Below are 18,980 nucleotides of genomic sequence, written 5' to 3'. Positions count from 1 at the left end.
TTTCTGGGCCGACCGGCCCCGCCAAATCAAGGGAACAATGTCCAAAGACGACGTCATCGAGATGGAAGGGACGATACTGGAAACCCTTCCCAACACGGTGTTCCGCGTGAAGCTCGAGAACGGTCACGTGGTCACGGCCCATATCTCCGGTCGCATGCGCAAGAACTACATCCGCATTCTGACCGGCGACAAGGTCAAGGTCGAAATGACCCCCTACGACCTGACCAAGGGCCGCATCACCTACCGCATGAAGTGAGTGCGGGACGCACTCATCCTCGACCGTACAAGGATGTACGCAGGTCGAAGATTCGATTCGCGCCACCTTTCATTCCATGCCGCACAGGGATGCGTACGGGTGTGGAAGCGGATTTCCGTGCCCTCACCGGCAACTTCCTGCAGCGCTTCCGTCTTGCTCTAGCGAGCGCGCAGAACCAAGCGATTTTTCGAGCGGCCGGAACCGCTTGCCGGCCCAACTTTCCGCCGCCCGCCGGGTGAACGAACGCGATGTCGCCGCCCGCCTCTCTCTACCGTTCCGGCGACATCCTCATCGACGTCGATGCGCGTGAACTGCGCCGCCGCGGCGAGCGGCTCGCGTTGCCGGCGAAATCCTTCGATTGCGTGGTTTATCTGTTGACTCGGCGCGAACGCGCGGTCGGTCGCGACGAGCTGATCGCCGCGGTCTGGGGCCGTACCGACGTCAGCGACAGCGTGCTCAACCAGACCATCCTGCACGCACGGCGCGTGCTCGAAGACACCGGCCGCGAACAGCATTTCATTCGCACCGTGGTCGGCTTCGGCTATCACTGGGTCGCGCCGACCGAACTCGCGCAGGCTACCGATCTTGCAACGGCGCCAGCCGGCGCCGATGAAGCGATGGCGCCGACGGTCTCGCCGCCGCGCGTGACGCATCGCCGCCGGTTCTTCGCCGCTGCCGCCGTGACCATGCTCGCGCTGCTGGCCGTCGTAACGTGGCTTGCGTTCGAACGCCAAGCGCGCCACGACGTATCGGCGCCGACGGACGACGCCATGTTGATCCTGCCGGTGGTGGTCGGCGATGCCGCCGATTCGCCCTGGGTGCGGCTCGGCTTGATGGATCTGATCGCCGATCGCCTGCGCTCGCGCGGCCGTCGCGTCGTCGCCAGCGACGAAGCCGTCGAACTGACGCGCGTATTCGATACCTCCGATCCGGCCGAGCTCGAACGACTCGCACGCGCCGCTTCCGCCGGCCTCGTGCTGCAACCGAGCGCTACGCGAGAAGGCGGGCGCTGGCAACTGCGGCTGCGCGCGGTGCATGGCCGCCCGGCCTCGTTGAGCGCGCACGGCGAAGCGGACGACGCACTGGAAGCAGCCACCGCCGCGGCCGACGACCTCGCCGCCCAGCTCGGCCTCGAGCGCGTCGATGCCGACGGCCGCGGTCTTCCGCTGCGTACCTTGCTGCAGCAAGTGGAAGCGGCGACCTTGAACGATCGCCTCGACGAAGCGCGCGCACTGATCGAGCACGCCTCACCGGCCGAACGCGACGATCCGGAAGTCGCCTTCCGTCTGGCCAAGATCGACGCCCAAGGCGGTCGTCTCGACGCCGCCACCGCGGCGTTGGCGCGCTTGCGCGAGCAGGTTTCGGCCGAACGCGATCCGGTACTGCGCGCACGTATCCTCGACGCGCTCGGCGTGATCGCCTTGCGCCGCAACGACCCGGCCGCGGCCGAACCGCTGCACAGCGAATCGATCCGCTTGCTCGGCGGCAGCCGCAATCAGCGCCAGCTCGGCAAGGCCTACGCCGACCGTGCCGCCGCGCGCATGTCGCTGCGCCACGACGAGACCGCGCTGGCCGACTTCGCCAGCGCGCGCATCGCGCTGACCAATGCCGGCGACAGCTTGTCCTTGACCTTCATCGACTCGAACTTCGGCGCCTTCGAAATGCTGCGCGACCGCTACGCCGAGGCGATTCCGATACTCGAACGCGCCGCCGAGCGTTTCGAATCGCTGCGCGTGTACTACGCCGCGCTGAATGCCTGGGACGCGGTCGCACAAGCGCGCCTGGTGCTGCTCGATTCCGCCGCCGCGGCGACGATCGAACCGCGGCTGCGCGACTTGTCCACTCGCGTCAAAGACCCGCGACCGCGCGCGATGGCCGGCCTGACCCGCATCGAGATCCTCGACGCGAACGGTTCCGTGCGCGCCGCCGACGCACTGTGGAACGCCTTGCAGGCGGAGCTCGCCCGCCTCGACGACGCCCTCCTGCGCGGTCGCGCCGAGGCGATCGCGGCGCGGCGCCTGCTCGCCGCCGGCGATCACAAAAGCGCCGCCGCCAGCGCGAGCCGTGCCTTCGATGCGCTCGGCCAGCCCGACGATTCACGCCAACGCCTGCGCAATGGATTGACCCAGGTGCGCGCGCAGATCGCCAGCGGCGATCGCGCTGCGGCGACGGCCAGCCTGGCCCGCATGAAGGCGCAATCCACTCGCGACACCGAAACGGCCGGCCCGCTGTACGCGTTGCTGGCGCAAGCCGAACTCGCCGTCGCCGACGGCGACGCGGCCGCCGCGCAGACTGCATTCGAACAAGCGCTCGCTGCGGCCGAACATGGCCGCACGCCGCTGGACCTGCTGCAGGTCGCTGCCGCCTACGCGTCGTGGCTGATCGACCGCCACGACACCGAGCGCGCCAGCGTGATCGTCGAGCGCGTCGCGCCGTGGGTCGCGCAGAACTACGAAGCCTCGCTGTTGCAGCTGCGCCTCTATCATGCGGCCGGCTCGGTGCCGGCCTGGCGCGGCGCGCTGACGCGCACGCGCGCACTGGCCGGCGAGCGCAGCATCCCCGCGGACCTGCAAAAGCCGCCGTAGCGGCGCTCGATCCTTTCGAGCGCAATCGTCACGCGCTAGGAATGTCGATTTGAGGTGTTCCGAATGCCGTCGCCCACGAGCGCTGGCAAGGTCGGCGATCTCGACCCATGCCGGTCCGTCGCCGAAGCCGCTCGTATCGATGATGTCCGCCGCCACGCAGATCTTCCCCATACTCTTCAGCACCGGCCTCGTCCTCGCGCTGCCGCTGCCGCTGCCGCTGCCGACGATAGCGCCCATCGCTTCCGTCCCCGCCTGGACCGAACAGAAGGTCAGCCCCGTCGACGGCGCCGCCGGCGACAACTTCGGCTATGCGCTCGCAATCGCGGGCGATACCGCCGCGATCGCCTCCTACGTCGCCACCGTCGACGGCCATGCCGCGCAGGGGGCGGTTTATCTGTATCGGCTCAGGAATGGCGTGTGGTCGCAAACACAGAAGCTGGTTGCCGGCGACGGTGCCGAATCGGATCAGTTCGGCGAAGCGATCGCGCTCGACGGCGATACCTTGCTGATCAGCGCCAACGGGGTCAGCGTCGACGGCGCCCGCTTCGCCGGTGCCGTGTACGTCTTCACGCGCAGCGGCGAGGTCTGGAGCGAGACGCAAAAGCTGGTCGCCGGCGACGCCGCCGAGTACGACAACTTCGGTTGGTCGTTGGCCGTGTCGGGCGACACGGCGCTGATCGGCGCGCCGTATGCCGACATCGCCGGCAAGACCGACCAAGGCGCGGCTTACGTGTTCTCCGCCAGTGGCGGCAGTTGGACCGAAGTCACCAAGCTCAGCGCCAGCGACGGTGCCGGCGACGATCACTTCGGCCTCGCGGTCGCGATCGAGGGGCAGACCGCTCTGATCGGCGCTGCCGGCGCGACGGTCGAAGGGCATGCGATGCAGGGTGCCGCGTACGCCTTCGACGCCGCCGACGGTAGTTGGAGCGAGAGCCAGAAGCTGGTCGGCAGCGCGGGCGAACCGGTCGACGGCTACGGCCAGGCGATCGCGATGTCCGCCGACACCGCTTTGATCGGCGCGCCGCTGAAAGAGGCCGCCTACGTGCTCCGGCGCAGCGACGGCCTCTGGCACGAAGTGCAGACCTTGCGCGGCAGCGACGCGCCCGACAACACGCGCTACTTCGGCTATGCGCTCGATCTCGACGGCGCGCAGGCGATCGTCGGCGCATTCGACGTCGATGTGAACGGCCGTCAATACCAGGGCGCGTCGTATCTGTTCGGATTCGGCGGCGGCCATTGGAGTGAAACCCAGCGGCTCAACGCCAGCGACGGCGCCGAACGCGACAACTTCGGCATCGCGGTGGGCATTTCCGCCGGCGTCGCCCTGACCGGCGCCTACTACGCCAGCATCGGCGACCACGGCGCGCAAGGCGCGGCGTACTTCCACACTGCCGAGGCGATCTTCGCCGACGGCTTCGACACGCCTCCTTGATCGAAATCGCCGCCGGCTCACGGCGGCCGTCCAAATCGCAGGCGGTTTCGAGCGCGCGCGATAGCCGCTAGAATTCGCGCACGATCCGCGCAAGCCAGATGCTTCCAGCCGCGCCGTCGATCCTCCCGGTCGCCATTCTCACTGGAAGCTTTCATGCTGATCTCGTTACCGCGGCCGCTGCGGCCGTTTTTCTGTCTGTGCGTCCTCGCGACACCGTGCGCGCAGGCGCATTCCGATCCCGAAGATTCCACCACCGGCACCCTGCCGACGGTGCAGGTGCAAGGCCAGACGCAGGACGACTACGTCGCCAAGCGCACGCGCGTGCTGCGCACCGACACGCCGATCGAGGAAATTCCGCAATCGATCAGCGTGATCACCGCCGATCAGCTGCGCGACCAGAACGCGCAGAATCTGCAGGAGGCGCTGCGCTACACGGCCGGCATCCGCTCCGACCAATACGGCCTGGACAATCGCGGCGACTGGTACAGCCTGCGCGCCGGCAGCACCGGCACGGTGCTGTTGAACGGGTTGCGCGTTCCGCTCTCGGGTTACTACGGCCTGGTGCGTGAAGAGCCCTTCGGCTTCGAGCGCATCGAGATCCTGCACGGGCCCTCCTCGGTGCTGGCCGGGCAGAACTCGCCCGGCGGCGTGGTCAACCTGGTCGCCAAGCGGCCGCGCGCGGAAGCGTCCGGCGAAGTCGCGGCGCAAGTCGGCAACTACGACCTGCGCCAGATCGCGGCGGATCTGACCGGCCCCGCGAACGAATCGGGCACCCTGCTCTACCGGCTCGTCGCGCTCTATCGCGACAACGACACCCAAGTCGACTACGCCGACGATCATCGCCGCTACCTGGCGCCTTCGCTGAGCTGGAAACCGAGCGAGGCGACCACGCTGACCGCGTACGCCGAGTACCAGCAAGACCATAACCGCAACACGAATGGATTCTTCCCTTGGGCCGGCACCCTGTTGCCGGCGCCGAACGGACGCATTCCCTGGAGCCGCTTCGTCGGCGAGCCGGAGTGGGACCGCAACGCCGGCCAGCGCATGCGCGTGGGCTACGAGTTCGAGCACCGCTTCAACGACGACTGGAGCCTGCGCCACGACCTGCGCCAGGACCGCCTCAGCGGCGTGCTGCGCTCGACCTATGCCGACTTCAGCCAGGTCGACCGCAACGGCAACGGCTACGGCGACAACGCGCTCGGTCCGAACCGCACGATCACGCGTCTCGCCTACGGCAGCAACGACCGCTCGCTGATCCGCAGCACCGATCTGCTGCTGGAAGGCCATCTGGAGTCCGGCCGCGTGCAACAGACGCTGCTGTTCGGCCTCGATGCGATGCATTGGAAAACGCAGCAGGCGGTGGTCGCCGATCTCGCCTGCCCGGTGCCGTTCGACGTGTACGCGCCGGTCTACGGCGACTGCCCGGTGCCGGTGCTCGACCCGACCCTGTTCACGCGCACGCGCACGCGTCAGACCGGTCTGGTGATGCAGGACCAGATCAAGTTCGACCAGCGCTGGGTGCTCACCGGCAGCCTGCGCCGCGATCACATCGAAACGACGGCCGAAAACATCGACCGCGAGCGCACCGGCAGCACGAACGATTGGGCGACCACGCGCAATCTCGGCCTGGTCTATCTCGCCGACGGCGGCTGGTCGCCCTACGTCGGCTACTCCGAATCGTTCCAACCGGTCGGCGGCACCGACCGCCACGGCGATCCGTTCCGCCCGAGCCGCGGCAAGCAGCGTGAGGTCGGCCTGAAATGGATGCCGCCCGATCGGCGCATCAGCGTGACCGCCTCGGTCTACAAGCTGAGCGAGACCGGCCGCCTCAGCCCCGATCCGGACGACGTCAACTACAGCGTGCAGCGCGGCCGCATCGACGCCAAGGGCGTCGAGCTGGAAGCGCATGCGAATCTCGGCCCGTGGGAGCTGATTGCGAATTTCAGCCACGCCGAAACCGAGGACAAAGCAACCGGCTTCCGCCCCGAGAGCCTGCCCGAGAACAGCGGCGCGTTCTGGGCCGTGCATGCGTTCGAGGCCGTGCCGGGTCTGCGCGTTGGCGGCGGCGTGCGTTATGTCGGCCGCACCTGGGACGGTGCCGACGATCTGGTGACGCCGTCCAACACGCTGCTCGATGCGATGGCCAGCTACGACGCCGAGCGTTGGCGCTTCGCCTTGAATGCGGTGAACCTGACCGACAAGCGCTACGTGGTGACCTGTCTCGCGCGCGGCGACTGCTGGCTCGGCACTCGCCGCCGCGTCACCGCGACCGTGGCCTATCGCTGGTGAGCGCGCTGCGCGCCGCCGCACCTCGCCCCTTTTTGAACCTGGAGATTTTCACGATGAACGCCTTTGCGCGTCCTTCGCGCCGCACGCTCGCCGCCGCGCTTTCGGCGCTGTGCGTTTTCGGTGCCCACGCACCCTTCGTTGCGGCGCAGCCGTCCGCGCCCTCGACGCCGGACGCGGCGAGCGAGAACGAACCCGCCGCACCCGATGAAAGCGAGAACACGACATTGCCGGCGGTCAACGTCACCGCCGATGCGTCGGTCAAGCGCGCCACCGCCGGCACCAAGACCGACACGCCCGTGATCGAAACGCCGCAGTCGATTTCGATCGTCGGCGCCGATCGCATCCGAGCGATCGGTGCGCTCACGGCCGAGCAGGCGCTCGGCTACGTGCCCGGTGTCGCGATCAGCCACTACGGCAGCGATTCGCGCTTCAACTGGATCGTGCTGCGCGGCTTCGACGCGTATTCGCCGGGCTTCTATCTGGACGGACTGCCGCTGCGCAACAACGGCACCTGGGGCGTGTGGCAGACGGAGAACTTCGGCACCGAACAGATCGAAGTGCTGCGCGGCCCGGCCTCGGTGCTGTACGGACAGACCGGCCCCGGCGGCGTCATCAACGTGGTCAGCAAGAAGCCGCAGGAAACGCCGCTGCACGAGCTGCAGCTGCAAGTGGGCAGCTACGAGCGGCGCCAGCTCGGCGGCGACTTCAGCGGGCCGTTGAACGAAGACGGCAGTCTGCTCTATCGCCTCACCAGCTTCGTGCGCGATGCCGAGCTGCCGGCCAAGGGCATGCCCGACGATCGCTACTACCTCGCGCCGGCGCTGACCTGGCGCCCGTCCAGCGATACCACTCTCGACGTGCTGACCTCGTTCACACGCATTCGCGCCGGCGTCTTCAACCGCTTCTTTCCCGAAGTCGGCTCGCTGGTGCCGACGCCGATCGGCACCAAGATTCCGACCTCGCTGTTCGCCGGCGATCCGAGCTTCAACCGCTTCGATCAAGACCAGCAACTGCTCGGCTACCAATTCGAACATCGCTTCAACGACACCTGGAGCGTGCGCCAGAACGCTCGCTACGGCCATCTCAAGCTGAACTATGCGCAGCTGTGGGGGCCGCAGTTCGCGACCATCAATCCGGACGATCCGCTCGATCCGGCCAACTACCGCTATCTGTCGAGAACCGTGTTCGGCAGTCGCGAGAGCACGTCTGCGCTCGCGCTCGACAACCAGGTCGAGGGCAATTTCGCGTTCGGCGAGTGGCGCCACAAACTCCTGGTCGGCCTCGACTACCAACGCACGCGCGTCGACCAGCAGACGGTCTACGACGGCACCTCGCCGCTGCTGGACATCTACGCGCCGGTCTACGGCGGCCCCATCACGATCGGCGAACCATACGTCGACGGCACCACCCGGCTGAGCCAGACCGGCCTCTACGTACAGGATCAAATCACCTGGCGCGAGCGCTGGATGATGACCCTGAGCGGACGCTTCGACCGCGCCAGCAGCGTGGTCGACAACCGTATCGACGATTCGCGCACGCGCTTCCCCGATCACAAATTCAGCGGTCGAGTCGGCCTGCTCTATTTGTCGCCGCAGGGATGGGCGCCGTACTTCAGCTACACCGAATCGTTCTCGCCGACGGCGACCGTCAATCCGCTCACCGGCAGCCCGTTCAAACCGGAAAGCGGACGCCAGTACGAAGCGGGAATGCGCTTCCAGCCGCCCGGCAGCAACGACACCTACAGCGCCGCCGTGTTCGACCTGCGCCGCAAAAACTACATCACCAACGACCAGCAGTTCATTCCGCGCCAGACCGGCGAGATTTCTTCGCGCGGCATCGAACTGGAAGCGAACGTCGAACCGATTCCGCACCTCAACCTTACCCTCGCCTACACCTACATGCAGCGTGCGCAGGTCACCGCGAGCAGCAACCCCGACGAAATCGGCAAGCAGGTCACCGCCGTGCCGCGCAACAACCTCTCGCTCTGGACCGAGTATCGCTTCGACGCCGGCCTCAAAGCCGGCTTCGGCGTGCGCTACGCCAGCTCCACTCGCGGCGAAGGCGAAACCGCGCTGAAGCGAGTTCCGGCGACGACCATGCTCGACGCGATGCTCGGCTACGACCTCGGCCGCTGGGGCTTCGCGCTGAACCTGCGCAATCTCGCCGACAAGCTCAGCATCACCAGCTGCGGTTACGGCGTGTGCTACTACTCGGACCGGCGCACGGTGGTCGGCACGGCGAGCTATAGCTGGTAGGCGTAAAGCAAGGCACAACGCAGGCGTTGCGGCTTCGTATCAGGAGGAAACGGCAGTCACCGTCGTACCGATAACCCCGATCATCGGCTAGTCTGATGGGACGCGAGACGGATTCGTCGGCACGTATCCGAGTCGATCGGGGGGAGCATGCAGACGGCACATCTGGCGAATCTCTCGCTTCACGTGGGAGCGGGTCTGATCGCCTTGCTCGCGGGTTTTCGCCAGCTGGCCGGCATCAAGGGCACCCTTGCGCATCGCCGCTGGGGACGGCTTTTTTGCTACGCAGGCCTGCTGGTGAATCTCTCGGCCGCGGTCGGCTTGGTGCTGTTTCGCTTTCTGCCGATGTTCGCGGTGCTGACCGTCCTGGTCACCTATCAGCTGGTCGGCGGTTGGCGCGCGGCGATCACGCGCCAACGAGGACCGCAGCTGGCCGACGGCCTCTGGACACTGGCGGGTCTGGCCGCGGCGGCGCCGCTCGTTCCGATCGTGTTGCAGCCGGAGAATGCATCGTCCCTCACCTACGGCGCGCTGGGCGGACTGGCCACGGTGCTGATCTACGACGCGCTGCGATGGCTGTTTCCGCGCCGCTGGTTTGCGACGCTCTGGCGCTACGAACACAGCTACAAACTGATTGCCTCTCTGTTCGGAATGCTCTCCGCACTGGTGGGCAATGTCGTTCGATTCTGGCAACCGTGGTCGCAGATCCTGCCGCTGGCGATCGGCACGGCGACGATCGTCTATTTCTTCGCGCAACAGGTGCGGCGAGACAGGGCGGCACGACAAGCTCGAACGTCGTGACGGAACTACGGCGGTGCGAACACGCCTGTGGGAATCTCGGCGCTGCCTTGCCCGGCAACGCATCAACCGTCGAACTTCAACCGCATCGGAATGACGCGTTCAAACGTGCGTCGCCGGTCGCGAATCGCGACCGGCGACGCACGGCGATACCGGCTATTCGACCACGGCCGGCATTTTCTCGGCCGCCTCGCAATCGACCGCGAGCTTGCCGTCCTTCAGCGACAACAGCACCTTGCCGCCGTCGGCGAGCTTGCCGAACAAGAGTTCGTCGGCGAGCAGGCGCTTGACGTTGTCCTGAATCACGCGCGCCATCGGACGCGCGCCCATCTGCGGATCGAAGCCATTCTCCGCCAGCCAGCGGCGCGCGTCGGCGTCGACGGTCAGCGAGACGTGCTTTTCCTGCAGCTGCATCTCCAGCTCGATCAGGAATTTGTCGACCACGCGCAGGACGTGCTCGAAATCGAGCGCGTTGAACTGGATGGTCGCATCGAGACGGTTGCGGAACTCCGGCGTGAAGGTGCGCTTGAGCGTTTCCATCGCGTCGGTCTGGTGGTTCTGCTCGACGAAACCGATCGTGCGCCGCGCCGCCGCCTGCGCGCCGACGTTGGTCGTCATCACCACGATCACGTTCTTGAAGTTCGCCTCGCGCCCGTTGGTGTCGGTCAGTGCGCCGCGGTCCATGATCTGCAGCAGCACGTTGTAGACGTCCGGATGCGCCTTCTCGATCTCGTCGAGCAAGAGCACGCAGTGCGGATGCTTGACGATCTGCTCGGTCAACAAGCCGCCCTGATCGAAGCCGACGTAGCCCGGCGGTGCGCCGATCAGACGCGACACCGAATGCGCCTCCATGTACTCGGACATGTCGAAGCGCACGAGCTCGATGCCGAGCTGCATCGCGAGCTGGCGCGTGACTTCGGTCTTGCCGACGCCGGTCGGTCCGGTCAGAAGGAAATTGCCGATCGGCTTGTTCGGATTGCCGAGACCCGAGCGCGCCATCTTGATCGCGCTGGTCAACGCATCGATCGCCCCGTCCTGGCCGAACACGACCATCTTCAGGTTGCGGTCGAGGTTGCGCAGCACGTCGCGATCCGACGCCGAGACTTGCTTGGGGGGAATGCGCGCCATGCGCGCGACGATGAATTCAATGTCGGGCACGTCGACGCGGCCGCTGCGATCCTTCGGCGCCAATAGATGCTGGCGCGCGCCGGCTTCGTCGATCACGTCGATCGCCTTGTCCGGCAGCAGGCGGTCGGCGATGTGCTTGACCGAAAGATCGACCGCCGCCTTGAGCGCATCGGTGGTGTATTCGACCTTGTGATGTTCCTCGAAGCGTGGTTTCAAGCCCTTCAATATCTCGAAGCTGTCGGCGATCGAAGGTTCGACCACGTCGATCTTCTGGAAGCGTCGCGCCAGCGCACGATCCTTCTCGAACACGCCGCGGTATTCCTGGAACGTGGTCGAGCCGATGCAGCGCAGCTCACCGGAGGCGAGCACGGGCTTGATCAGATTCGACGCGTCCATCGTGCCACCCGAAGCCGAGCCGGCTCCGATGATGGTGTGGATCTCGTCGATGAAGAGGATCGCGCCGGGTTCCTTCTTCAGCTGAGTGATGACGCCCTTGAGGCGCTTCTCGAAGTCGCCGCGGTATTTGGTGCCGGCGACCAGCGCGCCCAGATCGAGCGCCCAGATCGTCGCGTCCTTCAGCACTTCCGGTACTTCGCCGTCGACGATGCGCTTGGCCAAGCCTTCCGCCAGCGCAGTTTTGCCGACGCCGGCTTCGCCGACGTAGAGCGGATTGTTCTTGCGCCGGCGGCACAGCACCTGGATCGTGCGCTCGATTTCCTCGTGGCGCCCGATCAGGGGGTCGATCTTGCCCTGTCGCGCCAGATCGTTGAGGTTGTTGGCGAACTCCGCCAGCGGATTGCCGCGTGCTTCCTCGCCGCCTTCGCCTTCCTTGCCCGGTTCGCCGCTCGCCGGCTGCGCGCCGGACTCGTGACCGAGCTTGGCGATGCCGTGCGAGATGTAGTTGACGACGTCGAGCCGGGTCACGTCCTGCTGGCCGAGGAAGTAGACCGCATGCGAGTCCTTCTCGCCGAAGATCGCTACCAGCACGTTGGCGCCGGTGACTTCTTTCCGCCCCGACGACTGCACGTGGTAGACCGCACGCTGCAGCACGCGCTGAAAGCCCAGCGTCGGCTGCGTGTCGCGCTCGTCGTTGGGCGGCAGCACCGGTACCGTTTCGGTGATGATCGAGCGCAGATCGCGCGCGAGCTTGGCCGTGTCCGCGTTGCACGCCCTCAGCACGGCCGTGGCCGAGGCGTTGTCGAGCAGTGCGAGCAACAAATGCTCGACCGTCATGAACTCATGCCGTTGTTCGCGGGCGTCCTTGTAACACTGCCCGATGGTGGCTTCGAGATCCTTGCTGAACATGCGAGGGATGCCTCCGTATTTCGCTGCGGACGATATGCGGGCCATCCCTGCCCGGTTCAATTGGGTTTGCTTTGCGATCATCCCTGATCGCCGCGCCTCCGAGGTCGATGCAATCCCGTTCGGCGGCGGCCTCGGGTGATTTCAACCGCGGCCTTCCTTGGTCGCACTTTTAAATGTGCTTCGATCTATGCATTCCCGCAACAAGCTACTCCGTGCGGGTCTGCCTGCGGTCGTCCGCCGCCGCCCTTTTCAAATCTTTTCAGGCTTTCTCCATCGTACACAGCAACGGGTGCTGGTGCGTGCGCGAGAACTCGTTGACCTGGGTGACCTTGGTTTCGGCGACTTCGCGCGTGAACACGCCGCATACGCCCTTGCCGCGCGTATGAACGTGCAGCATGACCTGGGTCGCGCGTTCGCGGTCGAGGTTGAAAAACGTCTCCAACACCACGACGACGAAGTCCATCGGCGTGAAATCGTCGTTGAGCAGAATCACTTGGTACAACGGCGGTCGCGCGACCTCCGGCCGCGATTCTTCGACGGCGAGGCCAGGCAGATGTTCGGTGTGTTGATCGGGTCGGTGAGCCATGGTTCGTTGGCAAATTCCTGCTGCTGCAATTATAGCCCCGCGCCGTCCGCAAACCGCGGAATTGCCGCATCCGGCGAGGCTTAGCCGCCGCCGCAATGGGTGCGGCGGCGCTCGTTCGAGCTTCTGTTCGCATCGGTGCGTACGGCGCCCAGCGCACAGATGATGTCGAAAAGCCGCCTCGCAAGGCCTCCGCCGGTGCCTGTTAGACTGATGAGATGATGATGAGCAGGATCCCGTTGCAAGACTCCGAACTGGCCGAGGCCGAGGTGTGGCGACCGCACGTGACGGTGGCCACGGTCGTGCCGCGCGAGGGCCGTTTCCTGCTGGTGGAGGAGGACGTCCGCGGCCGCATCGTGCTGAATCAGCCGGCCGGCCATCTGGATCCGGGCGAAACGCTGCAACAGGCGGCGCTGCGCGAGACGCTGGAAGAAACCGGCTGGACGGTCGAATTGACCTGCCTGCTCGGTATGCAGCAGTGGTGCGCGCCCGACGGCGAGCACTTTCTGCGCTTCACCTTCGCGGCGGAAGCGCTTCATCACGACGCCGAGCGTCCGCTCGATCAGGGCATCCTGCGCGCGCTGTGGATGACGCGCGCCGAAGTCGCCGCCGCCGCGGAGCGCCTGCGCAGTCCGATGGTGCTGGCTGGCATCGACGACTGGCTGGCGGGACAGCGCCTGCCGTTGAACGCGATCCGCCACCTGTGAACGCGGCCGACACCATCGTCGGTCTTTCCGGCGGCGTCGATTCCTCGGTCACGGCGCTGCTGCTGCAACGCGCCGGCGCATCGATCGCCGGCCTGTTCATGCACAACTGGGAAGAAGACGAGCGCAACGGCCCTTGCCGCGCCGATGCCGATCGCAAGGACGCCGTCGCGATCTGCGCCAAGCTCGGCATTGCGCTGCACGTGCGCAACTTCGCGTCCGAATACTGGGACCAGGTGTTCGCGCGCTTCCTCGACGAATACCGCCGTGGCCGCACACCGAACCCGGACGTGCTGTGCAACCGCGAGATCAAGTTCAGCCTGTTCCTCGACCACGCTCGCGCGCTTGGCGCGAGCAAGATCGCGACCGGCCACTACGCACGCGTGGACGAACTCGACGGCCGCTTCCGTCTGCGTCGCGCGCTCGACACCGGCAAGGACCAGACCTATTTCCTGCACGCGCTCGGCCAGGAAGCGCTCGCCGCGACCCTGTTCCCGCTCGGCGAGCTGCAAAAATCCGAGGTGCGCGGTCTCGCGCGCGAGGCCGGCTTCGCTACGCACGACAAGAAGGATTCGACCGGCATCTGTTTCATCGGCGAACGCGATTTCCGCGAATTCCTCGCCGGTTACATCCCGGCACAGCCGGGCGAGATGCGCACACCGGACGGCGTCGCTGTGGGCGAGCATCCGGGCGTGTTCTATTTCACCCTCGGCCAACGCAGCGGACTCGGCATCGGCGGCCGCCGCGGCAGCGAAGGCGAGCCGTGGTACGTGGTCGGCAAGGACGTCGCCGACAACGTGCTCTACGTCGCGCAAGGCAATGCGAACGATTGGCTGCAGTCGCAACGGCTCGACGCCAGCGAACTGACCTGGGTCGCCGGCACGGCGCCGGCGGCGGAATTTCGCTGCACGGCCATGACGCGCTACCGGCAAGTCGATCAGGGCTGCCGTGTCGAGATCGCCGGCGATCGCTGCCAGGTGCGCTTCGACCAGCCGCAACGCGCGGTCACGCCGGGCCAGTCGGTGGTGTTCTACGACGGCGACGTCTGCCTCGGCGGCGGCGTGATCGACGCCTGCGACGCGCCGTTCGGCGGCCTGCGTCCGGCATCGCACGCGCGGGAGATGGCGCATGCGTGAATCGCGCGTCATCGCGATGGCCGGCGTTCTGCAAGCCTGCCGGCTGGTGCGTGAAATCGCCACGCAAGGCCGCGCCGACGCGAGTGCGACGCAGACCAGTCTCGCCAGCGTTTTCCGCTTCGACGCCGACAGTGCCGCCGACGTCTTCGGCGGCCTCAGCGGCCTGCGCCTGGGCCTGGAAACCCTGCTCGACCAATTCGAGAACGAACGCCGCGACCTGACCCTGACCCAGCTCGTCGTCGGCGTGCTGCGGCTGGAACGCCGGCTGACGCGACACTCGACCATGCTGGGCGAGCTGCGCAGCGGCATCGAGTCGATCCAACGCCAAGTCGACCATCTCGGCGTCGCCCACACGAGCGTGCAGGCGCGCCTGGCCGAGCTGTACGCGGCCACGCTGTCGCAGCTGCGCCCGCGCGTGGTCGTGCACGGCAATCCGCTGCACTTGGCCGATGCGCAGAAAGTCGAGCAGATCCGCGCCCTGCTGCTCGCCGGCGTGCGCGCGGCGGTGTTGTGGCGTCAGGTCGGCGGCAGCCAGCTGCGCCTACTGATGCGGCGGCGCGAATACGCCATGCTTGCGCGCGGCCTGCTCGCGCGCAGCACGCTCGATCGCGGCTGAGCGGCGGTACTGCTGCCCGCCGCGAGCGAGAGCCGGAGAGCCGTTTCTAAACAGACCGTTATGAAACGCCGTTCGCCTTCCCGGCGCGCGACGTGGCGAGGGTGGCCGCCCTTTGGGCGAAGGTCGACGTCGCAGCTTGGTAACGGTTTGCGCGATAATAGCGAGCCTGATCGCCGATCCGCGTCCGCGGATCGCCCCCCGCGGAGCCACCGCGGCCGCGAGCGAATGCCAGCCAAGGAGATCCAGCAATGACAGACACGTTCTCGACCAGGGACGTTTTCGAGGTCAATGGCCAGCGTTACACCTTTTCGAGCCTCGCCAAGCTCGGCCAGCGTTTCGACCTCAAGCGCCTGCCGTATTCGATGAAGATCCTGCTCGAGAATCTGTTGCGCCACGAGGACGGCGTCAACGTGACCGCGAAGGAAATCGAGGCGGTCGCGCAGTGGGACGCGAAGAAAGAGCCCGACACCGAAATCTCCTTCATGCCGGCGCGCGTGGTGCTGCAGGACTTCACCGGCGTGCCCTGCGTGGTCGACCTCGCCGCGATGCGCGATGCGGTGGTCAAGCTCGGCGGCGACGCGACCCGCATCAATCCGCTGGCGCCGGCGGAGCTGGTGATCGACCACTCGGTACAGGTCGACGCGTTCGGATCGGAAAGCGCGCTCGACACCAACGTCGAGATCGAGTTCGAGCGCAACCAGGAGCGCTATGCGTTCCTGCGCTGGGGCCAGAAGGCGTTCAACAATTTCAAAGTGGTGCCGCCGCGCACCGGCATCGTGCACCAGGTCAACCTCGAGCACCTCGCTCGCGTGGTGTTCACGGCCGAAAAAGACGGCAGCAACTGGGCCTATCCCGACACCGTGTTCGGCACCGATTCGCACACGACCATGATCAACGGCCTCGGCGTGCTCGGTTGGGGCGTCGGCGGCATCGAAGCGGAAGCGGCGATGCTCGGCCAGCCGTCCTCGATGCTGATTCCGCAGGTGGTCGGCTTCAAACTGAGCGGCAAGCTGCCCGAAGGCGTCACCGCGACCGATCTGGTGCTGACCGTGACGCAGATGCTGCGCAAGCTCGGCGTGGTCGGCAAGTTCGTCGAGTTCTACGGCGACGGCCTCAAGCATCTGCCGCTGGCCGATCGCGCGACGATCGCGAACATGGCGCCGGAATACGGCGCGACCTGCGGCATCTTCCCGATCGACCAGGAAGCGCTGAACTACATGCGCCTGTCCGGTCGCGAGGAAGCGCAGATTCGCCTGGTCGAAGCCTATGCGAAGGCGCAAGGGCTCTGGCACGACGAGACCACGCCGCACGCGGACTTCTCCGCCACGCTCGAACTGGACCTGGCCGACGTGAAGCCGTCCTTGGCCGGCCCGAAGCGGCCGCAGGATCGCGTGCTGCTCGGCGGCGTGCGCAAGAGCTTCGTCGACGCGCTGGTGACGCTGAACGCCAACCGCAAGCCGCGTGACGTCGACGTCGCCGGCTTCGCCAACGAAGGCGGCGCCACCGCGATCGGCAATCCGGCCAACGATCTGACCAACGGCGGCGTGCGCGTGGAGAAGGACGGCTGCACCTTCACCCTGCGCGACGGCAGCGTCGTGATCGCGGCGATCACCTCCTGCACCAACACCTCCAACCCGGCCGTGATGCTGGCCGCCGGCCTGCTCGCGAAGAAGGCGGCTGCGCGCGGCCTGACCTCCAAGCCTTGGGTCAAACCTTCGCTCGGACCGGGTTCGCTGGTCGTCACCGACTACCTCAAGAAGACCGGCTTGCTGGAGGAACTGGAGAAGGTCGGCTTCTACGTGGTCGGCTACGGCTGCACCACCTGCATCGGCAACTCCGGTCCGCTGCCGCCGGAAATCAGCAAGGGCATCGGCGAGGGCGATCTCGCGGTCGCTTCGGTGTTGTCGGGCAACCGCAACTTCGAAGGCCGCGTGCATCCCGAGGTCAAGATGAACTACCTCGCCTCGCCGCCGCTGGTGGTCGCCTATGCGCTGGCCGGCACCCTCGACATCAACCTCGAAACCGATCCGATCGGCACCGGCAGCGACGGCAAGCCGGTCTATCTTAAAGACATCTGGCCGTCCAACCAGGAAATCTCCGACACCATCGCCGGCGCGATCAATCCGGCCATGTTCGAGAAGAACTACGCCGACGTGTTCAAGGGCGACAGCCGCTGGAACGCGATCGCCTCGCCGGATGGCGCGCGCTATCTCTGGGACGATTCGACCTACATCAAGAATCCGCCCTACTTCGACGGCATGAGCGCGAGCGCCGGCAGCATCGAAGACATCCACGGCGCGCGCGTGCTCGGTCTGTTCGGCGATTCGATCACCACCGACCACATCTCGCCGGCCGGCTCGATCAAGAAGGATTCGCCGGCCGGGCGCTTCCTGATTTCCAAGGGAGTGCAGCCGAAAGACTTCAACTCCTACGGTTCGCGCCGCGGCAACGACGACGTGATGGTGCGCGGCACCTTCGCCAACATCCGCATCAAGAACCTGATGCTGGCCGGCGTCGAGGGCGGCTACACCGTGCACGTGCCGAGCGGCGAGCAGTTGGCGATCTACGACGCAGCGATGAAGTACAAGGCCGACAACACGCCGCTGGTGGTCTTGGCCGGCAAGGAATACGGTACCGGCTCCTCGCGTGACTGGGCCGCCAAGGGCACCTTGCTGCTCGGCGTGAAGGCGGTCATCACCGAGAGCTTCGAGCGCATCCATCGCTCGAACCTAGTCGGCATGGGCGTGCTGCCGTGCCAGTTCCTCGACGGCCAGAACGCACAAAGCCTCGGCCTCACCGGCAAGGAAACTTTCGACATCACCGGCCTCAAGGACGGCGAAGCGAAGGAAGCCGACGTCACCGCGACGGCCGAGGACGGCAGCAAGAAGACCTTCAAGGTCAAGGTGCTGCTGTTGACGCCGAAGGAACGCGAGTTCTTCCGTCACGGCGGCATTCTGCAATACGTGCTGCGTCAGCTGGCTGGGAAGAAGGCGGCGTAATCACCCACGTCACCGCTATGCAGGAGACGAAACGGCGCGGGAAACCGCGCCGTTTTTCCTTGCACTATTGGCTTACGGCGGAGGGCGGCGCTGCCTCGGAGTCGTTCGCCCGCCCGCAATGGCACAGATACATCGCACCCACTTGCGAATCCCCGGAAGACGGCTCGACCTTCGAACGAATGACGATCATCGAGGCGTCGGACTGGCAGTGGCTCGACAAATACTTGCGGGCTCAAGCCGCCGGGCAAATGGTCGAGGCAGGGTCGATAACGCTGGCCGAATTGCGTCCGTGGCAGGCGACCTATTGGAAAACCCTGCCGTTCGGACTTCGTTGCACATTTCGATCGACGGAGCACTGCTTGCCCGGCGACATCCCCGATTCGTCGCGATTCCGCGAACACTGATGCGAATGGCGTTGACGCCAACCGCAGCCAGATCTCAACCCTGCGTCCATTTCGCGTTGTAGCAGTGCCAGTCGCCGCCGTCACGGCGCCAACCGCTCGTCACTTGCAACACCGCACGGCCGCCGGACAGCCAGCGGCCGGAGCCGTCGGTCACGGTCATTTCAAAACGTGCGGTGGCGCGGTCGCCGTCCAGCTCGACCTCGACCGCTCCGATCGACACACCGACCGCCTGCGCGGCCAGGACGCGCGCGCGCAGCATGCGTTCGAGTCCCGCGCGGTCGAGTTCGCCGTCGTTGCCGGTGAAATCCGCGGCGACGTGTTCGAGCACCTCGGCGGTGCGTTTCGCCTCGGCCGCCTCAGCCATCGCAGCGACGCTGCCGCGGATCGCCTCGGCATCCGGCACGCGCTGCGAGCAGGCGACGACTTGCGAGAGCAACAGCAACACCAGTAAAAGACGCATCATGGTCTCCGCAAAGATCAAACTGTCATAACG

The 18,980-nt window shown here is 66.3% G+C and carries 14 protein-coding genes; 11 read left to right on the top strand and 3 right to left on the bottom strand.

Annotation, left to right across the window (positions count from 1 at the left end):
• Positions 1-37: 37 nt before the first annotated feature.
• The 6 genes from infA (at position 38) to AC3QL3_RS07815 (ending at position 9,615) form a co-directional block, all read left to right on the top strand.
• A complete protein-coding gene (gene infA / locus AC3QL3_RS07840) occupies positions 38-256 on the top strand; it encodes a translation initiation factor IF-1 (protein ID WP_492897820.1) in 219 nt (72 codons plus the stop codon).
• 248 nt (positions 257-504) lie between these two features.
• Positions 505-2,841 carry a winged helix-turn-helix domain-containing protein gene (locus AC3QL3_RS07835; protein ID WP_492897819.1) on the top strand — a complete coding sequence of 779 codons (2,337 nt, stop codon included), beginning with the start codon at positions 505-507 and terminating at the stop codon, positions 2,839-2,841.
• Between the two features lie 142 nt (positions 2,842-2,983).
• Positions 2,984-4,273 (top strand): hypothetical protein, encoded by a 1,290-nt coding sequence (locus tag AC3QL3_RS07830; protein WP_492897818.1) that lies wholly within the window; start codon positions 2,984-2,986, stop codon positions 4,271-4,273.
• 153 nt (positions 4,274-4,426) lie between these two features.
• Positions 4,427-6,562 carry a TonB-dependent siderophore receptor gene (locus AC3QL3_RS07825; protein WP_492897817.1) on the top strand — a complete coding sequence of 712 codons (2,136 nt, stop codon included), beginning with the start codon at positions 4,427-4,429 and terminating at the stop codon, positions 6,560-6,562.
• A 53-nt stretch (positions 6,563-6,615) separates the two neighbouring features.
• Positions 6,616-8,817, top strand: a complete 2,202-nt coding sequence (locus AC3QL3_RS07820) for a TonB-dependent siderophore receptor (RefSeq protein ID WP_492897816.1) — start codon at positions 6,616-6,618, stop codon at positions 8,815-8,817.
• Positions 8,818-9,021: 204 nt separating this feature from the next.
• Positions 9,022-9,615, top strand: coding sequence for a hypothetical protein (locus AC3QL3_RS07815; protein ID WP_492897815.1), 594 nt, complete (start codon positions 9,022-9,024; stop codon positions 9,613-9,615).
• A gap of 153 nt (positions 9,616-9,768) precedes the next feature.
• Here AC3QL3_RS07815 and clpA read toward each other — a convergent pair whose 3' ends face one another.
• Positions 9,769-12,045 carry an ATP-dependent Clp protease ATP-binding subunit ClpA gene (clpA, locus tag AC3QL3_RS07810; RefSeq protein ID WP_492897814.1) on the bottom strand — a complete coding sequence of 759 codons (2,277 nt, stop codon included), beginning with the start codon at positions 12,043-12,045 and terminating at the stop codon, positions 9,769-9,771.
• Positions 12,046-12,304: 259 nt separating this feature from the next.
• Entirely contained in the window at positions 12,305-12,631 is a 327-nt protein-coding gene (clpS, locus tag AC3QL3_RS07805) for an ATP-dependent Clp protease adapter ClpS (protein WP_492897813.1), read from the bottom strand.
• A 221-nt stretch (positions 12,632-12,852) separates the two neighbouring features.
• Between clpS and AC3QL3_RS07800 the strand changes: the two genes are divergently transcribed.
• The 5 genes from AC3QL3_RS07800 to AC3QL3_RS07780 all read left to right on the top strand — a co-directional run bounded on the left by AC3QL3_RS07800 (position 12,853) and on the right by AC3QL3_RS07780 (position 18,487).
• Entirely contained in the window at positions 12,853-13,335 is a 483-nt protein-coding gene (locus AC3QL3_RS07800) for an NUDIX hydrolase (protein WP_492897812.1), read from the top strand.
• On the top strand, positions 13,332-14,468 hold the full coding sequence (gene mnmA / locus AC3QL3_RS07795; protein WP_492897811.1) for a tRNA 2-thiouridine(34) synthase MnmA: 1,137 nt from the start codon (positions 13,332-13,334) through the stop codon (positions 14,466-14,468). The genes AC3QL3_RS07800 and mnmA overlap by 4 nt, the downstream gene beginning before the upstream one ends.
• Positions 14,461-15,084, top strand: a complete 624-nt coding sequence (gene hflD / locus AC3QL3_RS07790) for a high frequency lysogenization protein HflD (protein WP_492897810.1) — start codon at positions 14,461-14,463, stop codon at positions 15,082-15,084. The genes mnmA and hflD overlap by 8 nt, the downstream gene beginning before the upstream one ends.
• A gap of 248 nt (positions 15,085-15,332) precedes the next feature.
• A complete protein-coding gene (gene acnA / locus AC3QL3_RS07785) occupies positions 15,333-18,083 on the top strand; it encodes an aconitate hydratase AcnA (RefSeq protein ID WP_492897809.1) in 2,751 nt (916 codons plus the stop codon).
• 179 nt (positions 18,084-18,262) lie between these two features.
• Complete coding sequence (locus AC3QL3_RS07780) at positions 18,263-18,487, top strand: hypothetical protein (RefSeq protein ID WP_492897808.1); 225 nt, start codon at positions 18,263-18,265, stop codon at positions 18,485-18,487.
• Positions 18,488-18,521: 34 nt separating this feature from the next.
• Here the strand turns inward: AC3QL3_RS07780 and AC3QL3_RS07775 are convergent, their stop codons facing one another.
• Positions 18,522-18,947, bottom strand: a complete 426-nt coding sequence (locus AC3QL3_RS07775; RefSeq protein ID WP_492897807.1) for a nuclear transport factor 2 family protein — start codon at positions 18,945-18,947, stop codon at positions 18,522-18,524.
• Positions 18,948-18,980 lie beyond the last annotated feature (33 nt).

The organism is Dokdonella sp. GW821-FHT11D02, from assembly GCF_058808595.1.
This window is presented reverse-complemented; position numbering and strand designations above follow the sequence as displayed.

What these genes read in the sequence shown, in the direction of transcription:
- infA (WP_492897820.1), top strand. Translation starts at nt 38, where the DNA reads ATGTCCAAAGACGACGTCATCGAGATGGAAGGGACGATACTGGAAACC.
- AC3QL3_RS07835 (WP_492897819.1), top strand. Translation starts at nt 505, where the DNA reads ATGTCGCCGCCCGCCTCTCTCTACCGTTCCGGCGACATCCTCATCGAC.
- AC3QL3_RS07830 (WP_492897818.1), top strand. Translation starts at nt 2,984, where the DNA reads ATGTCCGCCGCCACGCAGATCTTCCCCATACTCTTCAGCACCGGCCTC.
- AC3QL3_RS07825 (WP_492897817.1), top strand. Translation starts at nt 4,427, where the DNA reads ATGCTGATCTCGTTACCGCGGCCGCTGCGGCCGTTTTTCTGTCTGTGC.
- AC3QL3_RS07820 (WP_492897816.1), top strand. Translation starts at nt 6,616, where the DNA reads ATGAACGCCTTTGCGCGTCCTTCGCGCCGCACGCTCGCCGCCGCGCTT.
- clpA (WP_492897814.1), bottom strand. Translation starts at nt 12,045, where the DNA reads ATGTTCAGCAAGGATCTCGAAGCCACCATCGGGCAGTGTTACAAGGAC.
- clpS (WP_492897813.1), bottom strand. Translation starts at nt 12,631, where the DNA reads ATGGCTCACCGACCCGATCAACACACCGAACATCTGCCTGGCCTCGCC.
- AC3QL3_RS07800 (WP_492897812.1), top strand. Translation starts at nt 12,853, where the DNA reads ATGAGCAGGATCCCGTTGCAAGACTCCGAACTGGCCGAGGCCGAGGTG.
- hflD (WP_492897810.1), top strand. Translation starts at nt 14,461, where the DNA reads ATGCGTGAATCGCGCGTCATCGCGATGGCCGGCGTTCTGCAAGCCTGC.
- acnA (WP_492897809.1), top strand. Translation starts at nt 15,333, where the DNA reads ATGACAGACACGTTCTCGACCAGGGACGTTTTCGAGGTCAATGGCCAG.
- AC3QL3_RS07780 (WP_492897808.1), top strand. Translation starts at nt 18,263, where the DNA reads ATGACGATCATCGAGGCGTCGGACTGGCAGTGGCTCGACAAATACTTG.
- AC3QL3_RS07775 (WP_492897807.1), bottom strand. Translation starts at nt 18,947, where the DNA reads ATGCGTCTTTTACTGGTGTTGCTGTTGCTCTCGCAAGTCGTCGCCTGC.